This is a genomic window from Fodinibius salsisoli (assembly GCF_026229185.1).
Classification (GTDB): domain Bacteria; phylum Bacteroidota; class Rhodothermia; order Balneolales; family Balneolaceae; genus Fodinibius; species Fodinibius salsisoli.
Genome location: NZ_JAGGJA010000014.1, coordinates 1 through 17,457, shown reverse-complemented (window position 1 = coordinate 17,457; position 17,457 = coordinate 1). Strand labels below are relative to the sequence as shown.

The window sequence follows — 17,457 nt, the reverse complement described above, 5'->3', positions numbered from 1 at the left end:
GAGCGCAGGCGAGTAACTTAAGCTTCGTTTAACGGGCTCGATTAGAGTTTGTTGGGCGAAGCTTTTTTTAATTAGAGAAGATATTATGTGGTACGTATATATTCTTAAAAGTAAGGATTACGATTGGCGTTACATTGGATATTCCGAAAATCTTAAAAAACGGTTTCGGGATCATAACAAAGGGAAGGTCCAGTCGACAAAGCATTATAAGCCTTTTGAGCTTGAGGCATATGTAGCCGTCAATTCAAAACAGAAAGCAAAAAGTTTAGAGAGCTATTTTAAGACCGGCTCGGGTAAGGCTATATTAATGAAACGAATTTTACAGTCAGATTAAGGATTTAATCCAAGGTCAACGAAGCTTTAGCGTAGTTGACCCTCTCTCTCCGCACTCAAGGCTTTATTGTGACTTGCAATAAAGCCTTTTTTGTTATGTATTACTCTTGCCTCGATAGTTTCCATCCCAGCCAAGCCATCGGCAGATAAGCTCCAAGCAAGTCCATGATTATAAACCACATAGGAGCTGGAAGCATAAAGGCGTTTGCAATGCCTCCTATCAGGAAGAAGACTCCAATTATCATCGCCAGCATCATCTTATGAGATACCGTAATTTTAGCTGTAAGCAGCGCCCCAATGAGTGTCCCTAATGCATGAGCAATAAACGGAAAAATGAAATGTTTAGCTTCAAATAAGTGCATAGACTTCTGAAGATCATTCATGTTCGTCACATCTACGCCTTCCGGAGGTGCAATGATAGATGGACCCACCATAATAATCCCCATATTGACCAGCCCTCCGACAATAATACCAATGACGACAGCAATTATATTCTTGATCATAAGTCCCCCTTTTATTTTCCCGCCCAAAAGTATTTAATCCTTTAATAAGCAACTCCAGAATAAGTTAGCTGGAAATAGATTCCCATCCAAGAGATATAAATTGGGTAATATTACTTCTGTTTTATGCCTGGGATGACAACTGTAAGTAGAGCTTCTTTTATGCTGTTACTTGTTGTTGGTCAGACTGCTGGGTATGTCCGGAAATGGTACGGCTTAATTCAAGCATCCAGCCCAGCTGACGGCTCAGATAATTAATTTGAGCATATTTAACGTAGGTCTCATTTTGTTGTTCGGAAGGCTGTTTTTGGAGTTGTTGCTTGAGTTGCCGAAGCTGCCGGGCCAGATCATCTTCGGCCTGTTCTATATTATCCCACTTTTCTACTTCAGAGGGGGACGGCTGGAAATCGGTCGTATCCTGAAGTTTATCAATGGCCAAAGCAAGATTGGTAAGAATCCCTTCTCCAATTAAATGAAACTCGTTATAATCAAAGGACTGCCGCCGGTGCTGTTGGACAAAAACACCCAGCGAAGTGGTGGTTGAGAGTATCATATAGCTTAAGAGGGCCAGATCATACGAAGGCTTAGCATTCTTTTGTTTGGATTTGGGGTCACTGATCAGCCGATAGTAGGAGGATACCAGGTTTGCCATATCCACATAGGCTTTTTTGCGGGCCAGCCGGTATTCGGTTTCATTAAAGGTGCCCTCGTATAGATGGTCCAGTACTTTTTGGAGATAAAGCTTGTTGGTAATTAATGATTTCCTCAGCAGGCTGGGAAACTTTTGATGCTCCCAATAGGGCCAGAGGTACCGGATAGCCCCAATCACCAGTACTGCGCCCAAAAGCGTATCGACCACGCGAAATACAACCATAGAGGGGATTTCACGATTCAGAAAACTATACAGAAAGATTACGAAGATCGTAAAAAAAGAAGAGGCCACGGTATAGTTATGGATGATAAAAGTAAAGGCCAGGGTAAGAGAAATACCAAAAATGGTTAGGGACATAAAGCGGCCGGGGTCCAGCTGGTAAAGACCGTAGGCAATGAGTGCTCCAATCAGGGTTCCGACAATGCGATGGTAAAATCGTTCACGCGTAACGCCGTACCCGGGCTTCATCACCACCAGCACGGTTAACAGCACCCAATAGACATTTTGGAACTGTAGAAAGTCAGCCAAAGCATAGCCCACAACCGCTGTTGTTGCTGTACGTAAAGCATACCGAAAGTAACTGGATTCGAAACCAAAATTATCTACTACACTACTCCAGTTTAATGGGTTAGGAGTAACAAACTGTGGGAGGTCTTTAGTGGAGACATCCGTTGAAGCTAACTGCTTGATATCTGCATCATCATACGTCTTGCGGTTTAAAACCGCATTCTGGATAACCTCCACTTTCTGGAGTTGTTGATGCAGGTACAATTCAATACGCCGCAGCGTGTGATAGGCCTCTTCATCCTTACTTTCTTCCTGCATAACTCTTTTTTTGAGAGCCAAAAGCTGATTTCGAAGTTGATCCAGCTCGTCTTCTAACTGAAGGTGACCCTTATATTTTGCGCCATGGAGCAAAATATCCGCCAGGTTATGCATCTCCTGGTTGATGCGGCTTATAACAGAATGAATGATATTATACTCGGGGTAGCGATGCAGCAGCTCCCGGATTTTGGGATAGTCAATGGGCGTAGCCATGGCTAATTCATGCATGTCCACCAACTCGATGAAAATAAGATAAAAACGCCGTCGCTCGGAACTACGCCGGGACAGCATGGAGGTATCGCTAAATAACAGTTCCCGAACGCTTTCCTGGGTTTCACTAAGCTCCTGTTGTAGACGGGCTAATTCAAGAAGGCCTTGGGTATGATCTGTTTCGGGCTCCAACAGCTCCAGCCGCTGTTGAAAATATTGTGCCGTCTGCCGGGTACACTCTGCTATGCGACGATTAATTTCTCTGGATCGGGCGAACCAGTGGATAATCATAGCAAAAACAAAATACCAAAGGGATCCACAGAGTAGAAGAAAGCAGTGCCTGAGGATCCCATCCATACTGCTAAACCGCCCTACCATGCTTACGGCAAGAATAATGGCAATATATCCCATAACGGCCATCAGGGTGTAGCGCAAGCTGTACGGAGAGATGTAAGCCAGGCCAAAGATGAAGATAAAGAGCAACGGCAACATCAGAATCAGGTTGTTGCCTACCACAAGAATACTAAATGTGATGGTGATCGATATGGCCGTAGTGACAATCAGGGCCGTGGCTTTGGATCGTAAGGTCCCGGCAATATCCACGGCAGACACAAAAAAAGCACCCAGCATCATTTCCAATCCAATGGATTCATAGCCCAGTAATTCGCAGAGGATAAGCGGGATGAAAGCGCCAACCGTATGCCGCAGGCTCAGGTAGAATTGTTCATCCCGAAATACTTCCCGTAGATTATGGAATGCCTGGCGGAGTTTGGCTTTCATTGATTAAATAATAAATCCTTTAAATGTGGATAAAAGTTATGGGCAATGTAGAACTAAATATCTTTGTTAGTGAATAAAAAATGAAGGTGAAACGCTATATTGTTGACAGATAAATTTCTACTTCCGCATCATCCCAATCTTGGCTCTTGGGGCCATAGACCTCAAAATCTGCCTGATAAGCTCGGTGCAGTTTTCCTTCTTGCTCTTGTTGCCATACATCCTGCCAGGTCTCTGCAATACAGTCCGGCATTTTTCCACGCGCAATCTTTCTGATGTACTTTCCGGCAGAAATAGAGAGGGAGTTAAGTCCATCAGGCATGGGCGCATCCGAGGCTACTTTACAACCAATGAAATACGAAAAAGGTTGCAGGTGGTTTCCCTCATATTCATGGTAAACAGCAATAACTTCATCGGTCAGTTTTTGAGGGATCCTGGATGAATAATTGCCTGATTCGAACTTTTGCCACAGCTTTCCACAGTCGATGGAAGACTGCCCATCTTTATTGGTCGTTTTCTCGGGGAGGGCCAGTCCGATGAGCCTAAGTTCTTCCAGGTCAAGGAGTTCCATAATATTTTATTTTAGTAGATGTTAAGCGGGCACGTCAATTGAAAGTATTTTGTTCGGTTGGTACCTGCAAATATAAGCCTTTTATTGTTATTCTTTTTTAAGAGTCACAACCGTAAATAGGCGGTCTACGTTTAAGCCATCTTTGCTTTTTACTTGTTCAACTTCGGTGTCGGTATCGACAGCTTCAAAGGACGTTTGTTTAACGATATCGTGGACATCTTCGGTGCTGTAGAGTTGAAAGTTGTACTGTGCGAACGGTAGCTCTTTCATAAATGACTTCTCCGCAAAGCAGATGCTAAATAATCCATTCGGTTTGATCACCCGGTGTGCCTCATTCAGGAGCCCGACAGGCCTATCCCAGAAGTAAATGGTATTAGTGGTCATTATTTTATCAAATTGATTGTCCTCAAACGGCATCTGTTGACCGTCATAGAGATGGAATGAGGCTTTGCCATCTCCGACAAGGTCGGCGTTGATACGTTGTGCCTCTTCCTGCATAGTCTGGGAAATATCAAGGCCGGCATAGTGGATGTTTTTCGCCTGGTTGAGGATGCGCGTTAGGTGAGCAGCATTACCGTGACCAATTTCGAGTATGGCGTCTCCATCCGAGAGATTGAGTGCCTTAACAGCGGTCATCGTCATATTGATGTTCGTCTCATGCATTTTATGTCCAACATCAATACCTGCAGAACCTTCGGGCGTTCGTAACTGGCTGGCAAGCTGCTTGATCTCTGATTCGCTTAGTTCATTCATGCTAAAAAGATTTTAATGATTATTCTCCGTGCAATGTTACTACCAACTTCCGCCGGCCGCCACGATTGCGATGTTCACACAGGTAGATGCCCTGCCAGGTTCCCAGATTCAACGATCCACTGGTGATGGGGATGCTTACAGAGGAGCCCAGCATAGAACTTTTAATGTGCGAGGTCATGTCATCGGCACCTTCCAGGGTATGCTCATACATAGAAGTATCCTCAGGAACCATTCGCTTGAAGTGGGTAGCAAAGTCACGGCGCACCGAAGGATCCGCATTCTCATTGATGGTCAGGCTGGCGCTGGTATGCTGGATGAATACATGAGCCAGCCCGGTTTGGATCTGCTTAATTTCAGGTATGCTGCGCAATACTTCATCCGTAATGATATGAAAGCCCCGTGATTTAGCCGAAAGCGTTACTTTTGTTTGATGCCACATATTTTAATTAAAAATTAAAAATGAACAATTAGGAATTGATCTTGGAGGATTCAGAATACGGAAGCCAGAATTCAGAATAAAATCAAAAAATAAATTTGATTTATATCTCAAATAAGAGTCACATTTTACCTGCAACCTGCTCAACCAAAAAGGCCCTGAATGCTGCCGCCGTCGTGGCTGATCGTCTGTCCTGTAACGTAGCCGGCATGGGGGGAGAGAATCCAAGCGGCGAGAGAGGCTATTTCTTCGCCCTTGCCGAAGCGTCCCACGGGAATGCTTGTTTCCATTTCTTTTTTTACTTCCTCGAACGATTTATCCGAATTATCCACTTTTTTCTGGATGACGCGCTCAATAGCAGGCGTATCGTGAGAGCCCGGTGCCAGCACATTGACGGTCACGCCTTGGTCTGCAATTTCCTGGGATAACGATTTTGCAAAACCGACAACCCCGGCGCGGAAGGAGTTGCTAAGTACCAGCGAAGGGATGGGTTGCTTCACCGACTGGCTCTCAACAAACAGGATACGGCCATAATCTTTGGCAGTGAAATAGGAAACCAGCCTAAGGACCAGCTCAATTTTCCAGCGCATCACGTTCTTGTAACCTTCATCCCAATCGGGGATGGCCGTTTCGAGAGGGGTAAGCGCCGGCGGTCCACCTGCATTGATGACTACCCCATGCAATTGCGCATTGCCGATGGCTGCTTCAATCTTATTATGCGTATCATCATCTGTTAAATCACCAGCTACTGTTTGGGCTAACTCCGGATATTGTGCGGTGAGTTCATCCAGCTTTTCTTCGCGGCGGGCTACGGCAATCACTTTAGCCCCTTCATTTAATAATTGTTCGGCTATGGCGCGGCCAAATCCACTGCTGGCGCCGCATACTACAAAGCGTTGGTTCGTGATTTCTAAATCCATGAAATACTTAGATCAATATTGATATTAATTTCTGTCAATATAATATGATTAATGCTGGAATTCATTCCCACGCAGTTGCTTTCTCGCTGGATAAAATCTAGCTATTGTTGACCCGTAAAGAATCATACGTAAGTATGGCATAATTTTAATTCCACAGGAATAATCTTATACACGAAAGATATAATGAATTGGAAAAATAAAACCGTATCTTACGCGACTAAAATTGTCTGGGTTTATATGACCCGGTAATTCGTTTTCAACTGACCAAACAACTTTTCCACACCTAATATGTATCAGGATATCAGAAATATTGCCATTATTGCCCATGTTGACCATGGCAAGACCACGCTCGTCGATCAAATGCTTAAGCAGAGTGGCACCTTTCGTGAGAATGAAGAGGTGGCCGAGCGCGTGATGGACTCGGGCGACCTAGAGCGTGAAAAAGGCATTACTATTAGCTCCAAAAACACCGCTGTTAAGTGGGGTGATACCAAAATTAATATCGTGGATACGCCCGGGCACGCCGACTTTGGTGGTGAAGTGGAACGTATCCTGAAGATGGTGAACGGTGTAATTATCCTGGTTGATGCCGCCGAAGGACCGCTGCCCCAGACTAAATTTGTGCTCCGTAAATCATTACAGCTGGGTTACGAGCCCATCGTCGTCATCAATAAAATTGACCGGAAAGATGCACGACCCGATGATGTGCTGAACGAGATTTTCGACCTCTTTGTAATGCTTGATGCCACGAACGAGCAGCTCGATTTCCCCATCATTTATGCGGAAGGCATTAACGGCATTGCCAAACATGAGTTGGAAGATGATAATGAGGATCTGAAGCCGCTTTTCGATAAAATTGTGGAGACTATTCCGGCGCCGGAGCAGGATCTGGATGCATCTTTCAAGATGTTGGTCAGCAGTATTGACTGGAACGACTATGTGGGAAGAATTGCGATTGGGCGCGTGGAGCAGGGTACCATCGAACAAGGGCAGCAGATTGCGCTGCTCAACAGTGATGGAGAGCTGAAAGAAAAAGCACGGGCAACCAAGCTTTTTACATTCAACGGACTGAAGCGCGAACCCGTAGAAAAAGCCGAAGCAGGTGATATTTTTGCGCTTGCAGGCTACGAAAAAGTGGATATCGGTGATACACTGACCGATACGGCAGATATGACCTCCATTGACTATCCCGATATTGACCAGCCTACGATGGCGATGTTTTTCCGCGTCAATGATTCGCCTTTTGCGGGACTGGAGGGAGAGTATGTGACCTCAAACCAGATTAAGGATCGCCTGATGCGCGAGATCCGGACCAATGTATCTATCAAGGTAGAGCAGACTGAAAATCCGGATATTTACAAAGTTTCCGGACGCGGCGAACTACAGCTGGCCATTTTGACGGAAACGATGCGGCGCGAAGGCTACGAATTTGCTGTATCACGTCCCGAGGTGCTCTACAAAGAGATCGACGGACAACGCCACGAACCTTACGAAGAAGTAGTGGTGGATGTACACCAGGATTATAGCAACCGCGTAATTGACAACCTGCAGCAGCGGAAAGGGATCATGACCTCCATGACGAAGGAGGGAGATAACAATCGCCTGATTTTCAAGGTGCCATCACGCGGGCTCATCGGCTTTCGTGGGGAAATGCTTACCGAAACACGCGGTACAGGCATTATGCACCAGCAATTTGATACCTATGATCCTTTTGCCGGAGAGATTCCGGGTCGCACCAGTGGCACGCTTATTTCCCTCGAAAAGGGAGAGGTAACCAGCTATGCCTTGGAAGGTTTGCAGGATAGAGGTACGTTTCTGGTAGAACCGGGAGACGAGGTGTATCAAGGGCAGGTGGTAGGTATCAATAACCGCTCAGACGACCTGGTGGTCAACGTGGTTAAGAAAAAGAATCTAACTAACCACCGGGCCACCCAAAGTGCGGATGCCGTAAAAATTGATCCCGCCAAAAAGATGAGCCTCGAGCAGTATATCGAGTTTATCGATAACGATGAGCTGCTGGAAGTGACCCCCGAAAGCCTGCGGGTCCGTAAGATCTATCTGGATCCCAATGAGCGCAAGCGAGCCGAAAAGCGTAAGGAGTTCGTTTAAACAGAACAACAGACAAGTTCTTGAAAATAAAAAAGCCCTTCTGTGAGGAAGGGCTTTTTGTTTGGCTTTTAAAAAATTATTGGCCGAGCCATTGCTTACGGAGCTTGAGTTGCTCTTTACTTGCTTCTTCAATTTCTATAAGGTTAAACGCTTCAACCATAGGTGTTCCTACTCTTCCAGACAAAGTAACTTCTTGATCTCCCCGGATGACAACCATTTCAATATCGGTATCAGAGGTCCAATTCATAGATTTCGGAATAAGCTGACGGATGTTTTGGAGACTGTATTCTGTCCCATTTACGGACTTGATAATATCTCCGCTCTGCACACCGAGTTTTTTAAGCGAACTATTGAGCTCTATATCACGGAATTCTATGGTTTCTTCTTCCTGATTTGCTTTGATAAATGCCGTTTGTCCATTTAAGAAAAGGGTCGTCTGTGTTGATCCTTTGACTCGCTCAAGTCCAACCTTGGTAAAGAAGTCGTTATAATCAATGGGTGTGTTACCAACTACATGCGTTTGCAAGAAATCGCCCACTGATGGATAGGTCATCGCTGTGATCTCGTTGATCAGCTTATCATCCGTAAAGGGTTTGTCCGTACCATATTTTTGAGAGAGCTCGGTCATCAGCGACATCATGCTACGCTTGCCGTTGCTTTCTTCCCTCATCAGTATATCGATACACATGCCGATAAGTGCCCCTTTCTGATATACATTGTAGTAGTTGGATGCATACGGCTCTTCCAGGATATTTTCGCTCATCTTGGTAAAGCTCATAGCGTCATTCATCCCAAGCGAAGACTCAATTTTACCGTTCATCTTGTCATAAAACTCCTGCTTGGATTGCAGCCCCTCATAAACCTGAAAGTGACTGGCAAAATATTCCGTAACCCCTTCATACATCCACAAGTGCTTTGAGAAGGTCGGGGCATTGTAGTCAAAATAGTGAACATCCTCGGAATGTACGTTCAGTGGAGTTACAATGTGGAAAAACTCATGGGAGACGACATCCGTCATGGTCTGGTTAAGCCTTGGGGCGGGCATCGCTTCGGGCAGCACAACCACTGTTGAGGTGTGATGCTCGAGCGCACCAAAGCCCGTGGGAGCTGTTTCACTACGTGGAGCCAGGTACAAATAGATGTCGTAACGGTCGGTCGTTTCAAGGGTACCCAGGTAATCCTTTTGGGCATCCATCATACTTTTGATTGTCTTTTGGATAGCCGATGCCGAATGATTTCCATTGGGAGAGTATACGCTGAGCACAATCTGCATATCATCTACCATGAATTCAGCCACATCAAGGTTGCCATACATCATGGGGTTGTCCGTAATCTGGAAATAGCGATCTGCGACATAGGTATTGGTCGCTTCCGTGCTGTCGCTGTTGTAGCTGGTTTTAACGACAGGCAGTGCTGATGTGTGTGTAAACTCTGCGGGAGCGGTAATATCCAGTTGGTATTCGTGATTTTGCAGGTTTTCAAAATACCCCACAAAGCCATGCAGGTTTAGCACAAAGTTATCTTCCTTGATATTCGTACCTGATGGAGAAAAGGGAGTCGCTTTATCACTGTTCTCAATATCAAAAGTATCGTTTACATAGTACCCCAGCTTGTCAAGTTTGCTGGCATTGGGGATGATCCACGTATTTTGCCCATCCTTGGTTGCAGTGATGGGTTGTCCCTCATAATTATAGGCCACCAGGCTGTCGGTAAAACTTCCGAAATCACTAACAGAGTAGGTACCCTGTACAACCCGGGGCAGGCGAAAGATGACGCTGTCGGCATCAAAACTTCCGGGATCAATTTGTACCCAGACACGATCATTATTGACCTCGGTAAGATCGATGGAGGAGGCAATAGGCTTTTGGTCAGCAGCGGGTTCTTGATTATTATTTTCAATGGTGTCGCCCATTTTGGGAGAACAACCGGCAACCATTGCTAATACTACAAAAAGATAAAGAAGTCTTCGCATATGCAATTTTTTGTTGGTTAACGTTTTAAAGGAGGATTCGCAAAACCATCACATCTTGTCATTCTGAACTCATTTCAGAATATCAGATAGCTTTGGTAGCCTCTGAAAGGAGATCCTGAACTAAATTTAGGATGAGAAGTCAGGTTTTGTAAAGCCTCCTTTAATAATATTTTGATTCTTGTAGAGTAACTAAGTATATCGTTTTTTAAATAGTAGTGTTACATAAGAAATACGGATTTTAAATTTTTTAATGATGGATAATGATCATAATACGCAAAACGTAACAAGGCTGGCCGAATGGCTTGATAGCCGCTTTACCATTCCGGGTACCAATATTCGGTTTGGATTAGATCCCATCATTAGTCTGATACCCGGGGCCGGTGATTGGCTGGCCGGTATGATTTCCAGTTACTTCATCCTTTTGGGCGTGCGAGCAGATTTGCCACCATCCGTACTGCTCCGGATGGGATTTAATGTGCTGCTGGATATTGTTATTGGGTCCATACCGCTGCTGGGTGATCTCTTTGACGTAAGCTGGAAGGCGAACCTCCGCAATGCCGAACTGCTGGAAGAATATCAAAACGATGCCCAATCAGCAGAGCAGCACAGCCGCTGGATGTTGTGGAGCATTGCTGCCGTACTTATCCTACTTATTATAGGACTCTTACTGCTCATTGGCTGGCTTATTGCGAGTCTTTTTGAGGCTCTTTTCTAAACGAAAGGTCAAATATCTGTTAAAGGTCAATCGAAAAAAGCAGTTCAAAGCCAAAATCCGGATAAACTTCAATTGCGGGAGCAGGGACGTAGAAACTGTTCAGCAGATCAGCGCTTATTTTGCCCCAAGAGCTGTGCTGAGGTATAATATGAGTAAAATCAAGGTTAAAACTTAGGTGGTACGAATAGTAGCCCGACTGATTTTGTTCATACGACCAGTTGTTCAGTGTGATTCCTGCAGCAGGTACAATAAATCGGGGCCAATAGGGAATAAAATCACCTACTTGTGTGGTTAGCCAGTAACTGTGTCCGTTATAATCTTCTATGAAGCGTGTTAGCGATCCCTTTGGCAGCAATTGCTTATCTTTTGAGGGATGATAAAACCAACGGAAATTAAATCGTTTTAGGAAGGCACTATTTTCTCTCCCATAAAACCAGGCAATCCCCATTAGGTTCGATATCTGGTCATAGACATCAAATCCTACATCCGAGACTTTACCATCTTTTATTTCAATCAGTGACTGTACGGTCAGGGCAATACCGGCTCCCAGCAAGTTAGACCGGCCCGAGCGTATGTTTGAAAATGTATAGAGATTAGAAATCAGTTCTGCTTGTGACTTGGTTGCATAAAAATGGCCAAATTTATCAAAACCTTTAGCATTTAAACCGCTGCTGAAGTGAAAGGGGACCTTGGGGACGTTCCATCGGTGGTTCTGTTCATAGATAAATAGACCGGTATATATACCGGTTATCATGGTTGAGGTAGCTACAAAAGTGGGCCAATTGATCAGTTCTCGATTTTGGGCGGGCTGCTGATATGAAGTAGCATGAAGGGGAAGGTTTGAAGAGTACTCAGAACTATGGTTAAACCAACCTTTCTTTTGGACAGGAGTCAAAAGCAACGATTGGGCCATCAGGTAAATGGGCTGAAAGACTATGAATACTACGATTAAAGCCAGAACTTTTTTTGAAATGAATACGTATCCTATATCGCTTAAACTATTCACACTCCCTCTTAGTTGATGCAACTAAATACTTGTAGACGTTTTCAAACTCTGAAGAATAACACTATTTAGCTATTATATTCTTCTAATATTGAGTTGGTTGCATAGCAGGATGAGAACGCCACAGTGATTTGAAGCCACTTTAATCTTGATGGCGTGACGAATGAAACTTTTTAGAAGAAGCAGTTATTTTAGGAAACTTGTGCAACTCATTAATTCTTAATCATCCCATTCCGTAAAAGCGACTTTTCTCTTTATAGTAAGGAATGAAAACTTCCCTCAACTCTTGGTTCTCATTATTTTGCAAATCGGGGTCACTATTGATCAGTCTCCAGGCTTCGGTTTTAGCTTGCTCCAGAATCCACTGGTCTTCGATAATATCAGCTACTTTAAACTCTGGCAGGCCACTCTGTTTAGTGCCCAGAAAATCACCAGGACCACGCAATTCTAAGTCGGCCTCGGCAATTTCAAAGCCATCATTGGTTTGAACCATCTTTTTTAGCCTGAAGCGGCCTTCCTTACTCACTTTTTGGCCATGGATCAGAACGCAGTAGCTCTGTCGCTGGCCACGTCCAATGCGACCCCGCAGCTGATGAAGCTGAGAAAGTCCGAACCGTTCAGCATGCTCCACAATCATAATACTGGCATTGGGCACATCTACACCAACCTCAATGACCGTGGTAGAAACCAATACCTGTATTTCATTCGCTATAAACTGTTGCATTACAGCTTCCTTATCTTCAGATGACATCTGTCCATGAAGCAGGCCGACATTATAACCGGAAAATCGTTTCTTGAGTTTTTTATATCCGGCTGTGGCATCCTTAAGGTCTACCTTTTCTGATTCTTCTACCAGCGGATAGACGACATAGGCTTGACCTCCATCCTCAAGTTCTTGCTCGACAAAATTATAGATTTCATCGTGCTTTTTCTGTGGACGAACCGCCGTTTTTACCGGTTTTCGTCCCCCGGGCAACCCCTTGATAACGGAGATATCCAGGTCGCTGTAGATTGTCATGGCCAGTGACCGGGGAATGGGCGTGGCTGACATGACTAAAACGTGTGGATGCGAGCCTTTCTGAAGAATTTCAGCACGCTGTTTTACCCCAAATCGGTGCTGTTCGTCGATCACAGCTAATCCCAGCTTGTTAAAAGTCACCTCATCCTGGATGACGGCATGGGTACCCACAACGACCTGAGCATTACCACCCGCAATATCGGTGAGGATGTCCGTCCGCAGGCTGTTTTTTTGATTACCTACTAACAACCGGATGTTAATATCCAGTGGTTCAAGGAAGGTCGACAGGGTATGGTAATGTTGCTCGGCTAATATCTCAGTAGGCGCCATGAAGGCGGCTTGGAATCCGTTATCCAGAGCCATCAAAACAGCTCCGATGGCAACAATTGTTTTTCCGGAACCCACATCGCCCTGAATGAGACGGTTCATCTGTTTTCCAGAACGTACGTCTTTTTTAATATCTGAAAGAGATGATTTTTGTCCGTCTGTGAGTTCAAAGGGAAGGTGTTGGTTAAAAAAACGTTGGGTATAGTTGCCTAAATCTTCGAAAAGAGGCCCTTGGTGCTTTTCAATAATCGAATTTTTGGTCTTGGCGACACTAAGTTCGAAAAGGAAAAGTTCTTCAAACTTGAACCGCTGAAACGCCTTTTTGTACTCTGAATCAGACTCCGGAAGGTGAATCATGCGGTAGGCCTTATGACGGAGCGGCAGATCATAATCCTTCCGCACTGTGTCTGGTAAGAACTCCGGAGGCTTCTCATGCTTTAAGACTATTTTTTGCCAGCGATGAATCAGTTTGCTTGTAGTATGAGTTTTAGAAAGGGCTTTATTCCCCGGATATATAGGGACGATGCGGCTAAAGTCAGCAATATCTGATTGGTCGCCAATTTTATTAACCTCCGGATGAGCAATCGAAATATAGCGCCCGTATTTTTTGGCTGTCCCGAAGAAAGCCACCATTTGACCTTCCGAAAACTGTTTCTTTATATAGTGGCCCCCTTTAAACCAAACTCCCTTTAGTGATGCCGTATCATCCTGGATGATGACTTCCAGTCTTTTTTTTCGGCCGTATCCCTGCTGCAGTATTTTTTTTACACGCCCTACAACTGTCACTTCTTCGCCCTGGCCTTTTACATCGCGTATAGACAGAACCGTACTTCGATCCAAATAGCGCCGGGGAAAGAAATTAAGCAGATCCAGAATACTATTGATTCCACTCTCAGAGAGTGCCTTTATCCGCTTGGTACTTAGATTTGGAAGGTCAATTAATTTCAAAATAGATATACTGATATATTATTATATACTACTTATTGAGCCCATTTTAACCGAATTTTGGGCCTTTGAGTAAAGAAATAAATCTTTAAACAAAAAAAGAAAAGAAATATGGATTTAATACTTGCGTTATTGGTTGATAATTCCTTATCATTGGCAACTCTTGTTTGACCGAAAAATCAATTAAGCGTTTAAAATAGTGCCTACTATACAACAACTTATACGTAAGGGCAGGAAGACAAAGACGAGTAAGACAACTGCTCCTGCCTTAGAAAATTGCCCGCAAAAGCGCGGGGTCTGTGTTCGAGTTTACACTACTACGCCTAAAAAGCCAAATTCGGCTTTGCGTAAGGTAGCTCGTGTACGTTTAACTAACGGCTATGAAGTGACAGCCTATATTCCTGGTGAGGGTCATAACCTACAGGAGCATAGTATCGTGCTTGTTCGCGGTGGCCGTGTAAAAGATTTGCCTGGTGTTCGTTACCATATCGTGCGTGGAACGCTCGATACTGCTGGTGTTGAGGATCGTAGGCAGGGTCGAAGTCTTTATGGTACAAAGAAGCCTAATTAATAATTGTTGAGTAGGAATTAAACCCTAAGAAAATGAGAAGAAAGACAGCAGATAAGCGTGATGTACAGCCTGATCCGGTATTTGGGGATAAGCTGATTACGCGCTTCGTAAACAATCTGATGAAGGACGGTAAGAAGAATGTAGCTCGTAAGATTCTTTATCAGGCTTTTGAAATTATTGAAGAGCAGACAGGTGAAGAGGGTATGGAAGTATTTAAGAATGCCCTGAGTAATGTATCACCTGTTGTAGAGGTGCGGTCCAGACGAGTAGGTGGTTCTACCTATCAGGTGCCTGTTGAGGTGCGACCGGATCGTGGTACGGCTTTAGGAATGCGTTGGATTATTAGTGCTTCTTCTGGCCGGAATGATAAGTCAATGGCTCGACGATTGTCTCGCGAGCTTTTGGATGCGTCTAATAATGAAGGTGGTGCAATTCGTAAGAAAGACGAAGTGCATCGCATGGCGGAAGCAAATAAGGCATTTGCCCACTTTAGATTCTAAACGATTTTATAGAGATAACTTATAGTAATGGCTGAGACGAAGACAAAAACAGATCCCAAAATTGTAGACCAGATAAAGCGGACGCGGAATATTGGTATTGCTGCACACGTAGATGCTGGTAAGACGACGATGACTGAGCGTATCCTTTATTATACGGGGATTACGCATCGTATTGGAGAAACGCATGATGGTGCTTCTCAGATGGACTGGATGGATCAGGAGAAGGAGCGTGGTATTACAATTACTTCTGCTGCAACGCACTGTATCTGGAAGGATCATCGAATTAATATAATTGATACTCCTGGTCACGTTGACTTTACTGTTGAGGTAGAGCGTTCTTTGCGTGTATTGGATGGGATGATTGGTGTTTTTGATTCGGTTGGAGCTGTTCAGCCACAGTCCGAGACTGTTTGGCGGCAGGCCAATAAGTACAATGTGCCTCGGATGGCGTTTGTGAATAAGATGGACCGCGTTGGGGCTGATTTCTTTAACGTTGTTGAAGAAATGAAGAGTAAGCTTAATGCCAATGCTATTCCAATTCAGGTTCCAATTGGTTCTGAAGAAAATTTCCGGGGAGTGGTTGATCTTGTCAGTATGAAGGGTATCATCTGGGATGATGAGACGCTCGGAATGGAGTATGATGAAGTTGATATTCCGGATGATCTCAGGGAAAAGGCTGAAGAGTATAGAAAGATTATGCTCGAAGCTATCGCTGATCACAACGATGAGTTGATGGAAAAGTACCTCATGGAAGAGGAGATCAGTGAAGAGGAAATTGAAGATGCTATCCGTGAGGCTACCTTGAGTAGGGATATTACTGTGGTAATGTGCGGTTCTGCTCTCAAAAATAAAGGTGTCCAGACGGTTCTTGACAAGGTTATTAAGTACCTCCCAAGTCCTTACGATATTCCCGCAATCCAGGGTAAGAATCCCGAAGATCATGATGAGAAGCTGGAGCGTAAACCCAGTGTTCAGGAGCCATTCTCTGCTCTTGCTTTCAAAATAATGTCTGATCCTTATGTAGGTAAGTTGACCTTCTTCCGGGTGTATTCCGGGGAGCTTGAAAAAGGTTCTTACATATATAATGCAACAACAGGTCAGAAGGAGCGTGTTGGTCGAATTCTGGAAATGCACGCCAACGACAAAAAAGATCTTGATGTGGTACGAGCTGGCGATATTGCAGCAGCTGTAGGAGTTAAGGAGGTTCGTACCGGTGATTCATTCTGTGATGTCGACAATCCTATTCTTTTAGAGGAGATTTCGTTTCCAGAGCCAGTAATTAAGTTGGCTGTTGAGCCCAAGTCTAAGGCCGATGCTGAAAAGCTTACGACCGGACTTATTAAGCTTGCGGAAGAAGATCCTACATTTGAAGTGAAGACGGATGAAGAAACCGGTCAGACTACGATTGCCGGTATGGGTGAGCTTCACCTCGAAATTATTGTGGACCGACTGAAGCGTGAGTTTAAGGTAGAAGCTAATGTTGGTGCACCTCAAGTGTCTTATCGAGAAACTATTACCTCGAGTATTGCTCACCGTGAAACGTACAAAAAGCAGTCTGGTGGACGTGGTAAGTTTGCTGATATGGAATTTGAGATTGGTCCACTGTCTGACTTTGAAGAGTACGACGAGGAGGATAATAATGTCTCCGTCGATGAAGGCTTTAAGTTTGTTAATGAAATTGTAGGTGGTAATATACCACGTGAATATATCCCTTCTGTAGAGAAAGGATTTAAAGAAGCTATGAGTGGTGGAATCCAGGCTGACTACCCTGCACAGAATATAGGAGTACGTCTCTACGATGGTTCTTACCATGATGTTGATTCGGATGCATTTAGCTTTGAGCTTTGTGCTAAGCTTGCTTTCCGAAATTCAGCAAGGAAGGCAAAACCAACCATCCTCGAGCCGATTATGGATGTTGAAGTTATCACTCCCGAGGAATATATGGGTGATGTGATTGGCGACCTTAATGGTCGACGAGGCCTTATCGGTAAGATGGATAACAATAATCAAGGTTCGGTTGTGAAGGCTAAAGTGCCTCTGTCCGAGATGTTCGGATATACAACTGATCTGAGATCAATTACACAGGGACGTGCAACTTCTTCTATGGAGTTCTTGGAGTATGCGGCTGTCCCAGAGAACTTAGAAAAGGAAATTGTAGAATCCAGAGCTTAAACATCATTAACCAATAGTATTATGGCAAAAGAGACATTTCAGCGAGACAAGCCACATGTAAATATAGGAACGATCGGCCACGTGGACCACGGAAAGACGACCACGACGGCGGCGATAACGACCGTAATGGCGAAGCATTTCGGCGGCG

At 44.5% G+C, this 17,457-nt stretch carries 16 protein-coding genes; 7 read left to right on the top strand and 9 right to left on the bottom strand.

Annotation, left to right across the window (positions count from 1 at the left end; all coding sequences use genetic code 11):
* The first annotated feature begins 85 nt into the window (after positions 1–85).
* The gene (locus J6I44_RS16735) at positions 86–334 is read left to right on the top strand and encodes a GIY-YIG nuclease family protein (protein WP_265767307.1); all 249 of its coding nucleotides are present in this window, start codon (positions 86–88) and stop codon (positions 332–334) included.
* A 100-nt stretch (positions 335–434) separates the two neighbouring features.
* Here J6I44_RS16735 and J6I44_RS16730 read toward each other — a convergent pair whose 3' ends face one another.
* From J6I44_RS16730 to J6I44_RS16705, 6 genes are all read right to left on the bottom strand, one after another.
* A complete protein-coding gene (locus J6I44_RS16730; RefSeq protein WP_265767306.1) occupies positions 435–836 on the bottom strand; it encodes a hypothetical protein in 402 nt (133 codons plus the stop codon).
* A 157-nt stretch (positions 837–993) separates the two neighbouring features.
* The gene (locus tag J6I44_RS16725; RefSeq protein WP_265767305.1) at positions 994–3,300 is read right to left on the bottom strand and encodes an FUSC family protein; all 2,307 of its coding nucleotides are present in this window, start codon (positions 3,298–3,300) and stop codon (positions 994–996) included.
* 94 nt (positions 3,301–3,394) lie between these two features.
* A complete protein-coding gene (locus J6I44_RS16720) occupies positions 3,395–3,868 on the bottom strand; it encodes a GyrI-like domain-containing protein (protein ID WP_265767304.1) in 474 nt (157 codons plus the stop codon).
* Positions 3,869–3,955: 87 nt separating this feature from the next.
* Positions 3,956–4,621, bottom strand: a complete 666-nt coding sequence (locus tag J6I44_RS16715) for a class I SAM-dependent methyltransferase (protein WP_265767303.1) — start codon at positions 4,619–4,621, stop codon at positions 3,956–3,958.
* Positions 4,622–4,640: 19 nt separating this feature from the next.
* A complete protein-coding gene (locus tag J6I44_RS16710) occupies positions 4,641–5,060 on the bottom strand; it encodes a secondary thiamine-phosphate synthase enzyme YjbQ (RefSeq protein WP_265767302.1) in 420 nt (139 codons plus the stop codon).
* 140 nt (positions 5,061–5,200) lie between these two features.
* Positions 5,201–5,977: an SDR family oxidoreductase gene (locus tag J6I44_RS16705; protein WP_265767301.1), complete on the bottom strand. Its 777-nt coding sequence runs from the start codon at positions 5,975–5,977 to the stop codon at positions 5,201–5,203.
* Positions 5,978–6,265: 288 nt separating this feature from the next.
* Between J6I44_RS16705 and typA the strand changes: the two genes are divergently transcribed.
* Positions 6,266–8,086, top strand: coding sequence for a translational GTPase TypA (typA, locus tag J6I44_RS16700; protein WP_265767300.1), 1,821 nt, complete (start codon positions 6,266–6,268; stop codon positions 8,084–8,086).
* Positions 8,087–8,162: 76 nt separating this feature from the next.
* On the opposite strand, the gene J6I44_RS16695 is transcribed toward typA, so the two are convergent.
* On the bottom strand, positions 8,163–10,058 hold the full coding sequence (locus tag J6I44_RS16695) for a M61 family metallopeptidase (RefSeq protein ID WP_265767298.1): 1,896 nt from the start codon (positions 10,056–10,058) through the stop codon (positions 8,163–8,165).
* Between the two features lie 250 nt (positions 10,059–10,308).
* On the opposite strand from J6I44_RS16695, the gene J6I44_RS16690 reads away from it, so the two are divergent.
* On the top strand, positions 10,309–10,773 hold the full coding sequence (locus J6I44_RS16690) for a DUF4112 domain-containing protein (protein WP_265767297.1): 465 nt from the start codon (positions 10,309–10,311) through the stop codon (positions 10,771–10,773).
* 19 nt (positions 10,774–10,792) lie between these two features.
* On the opposite strand, the gene J6I44_RS16685 is transcribed toward J6I44_RS16690, so the two are convergent.
* Both J6I44_RS16685 and recG read right to left on the bottom strand, forming a co-directional pair.
* Positions 10,793–11,779: a DUF2279 domain-containing protein gene (locus tag J6I44_RS16685; protein ID WP_265767296.1), complete on the bottom strand. Its 987-nt coding sequence runs from the start codon at positions 11,777–11,779 to the stop codon at positions 10,793–10,795.
* A gap of 220 nt (positions 11,780–11,999) precedes the next feature.
* Complete coding sequence (recG, locus tag J6I44_RS16680) at positions 12,000–14,069, bottom strand: ATP-dependent DNA helicase RecG (RefSeq protein ID WP_265767295.1); 2,070 nt, start codon at positions 14,067–14,069, stop codon at positions 12,000–12,002.
* 196 nt (positions 14,070–14,265) lie between these two features.
* Between recG and rpsL the strand changes: the two genes are divergently transcribed.
* The 4 genes from rpsL to J6I44_RS16660 form a co-directional block, all read left to right on the top strand.
* Positions 14,266–14,637, top strand: coding sequence for a 30S ribosomal protein S12 (gene rpsL / locus J6I44_RS16675; protein ID WP_265767294.1), 372 nt, complete (start codon positions 14,266–14,268; stop codon positions 14,635–14,637).
* Positions 14,638–14,669: 32 nt separating this feature from the next.
* Positions 14,670–15,137, top strand: a complete 468-nt coding sequence (gene rpsG, locus J6I44_RS16670) for a 30S ribosomal protein S7 (RefSeq protein WP_265767293.1) — start codon at positions 14,670–14,672, stop codon at positions 15,135–15,137.
* 27 nt (positions 15,138–15,164) lie between these two features.
* Positions 15,165–17,309 (top strand): elongation factor G, encoded by a 2,145-nt coding sequence (fusA, locus tag J6I44_RS16665; RefSeq protein ID WP_265767292.1) that lies wholly within the window; start codon positions 15,165–15,167, stop codon positions 17,307–17,309.
* Positions 17,310–17,330: 21 nt separating this feature from the next.
* Positions 17,331–17,457, top strand: a 127-nt coding sequence (locus tag J6I44_RS16660) for a GTP-binding protein (RefSeq protein ID WP_265766455.1), incomplete at its 3' end; no start/stop codon positions are given.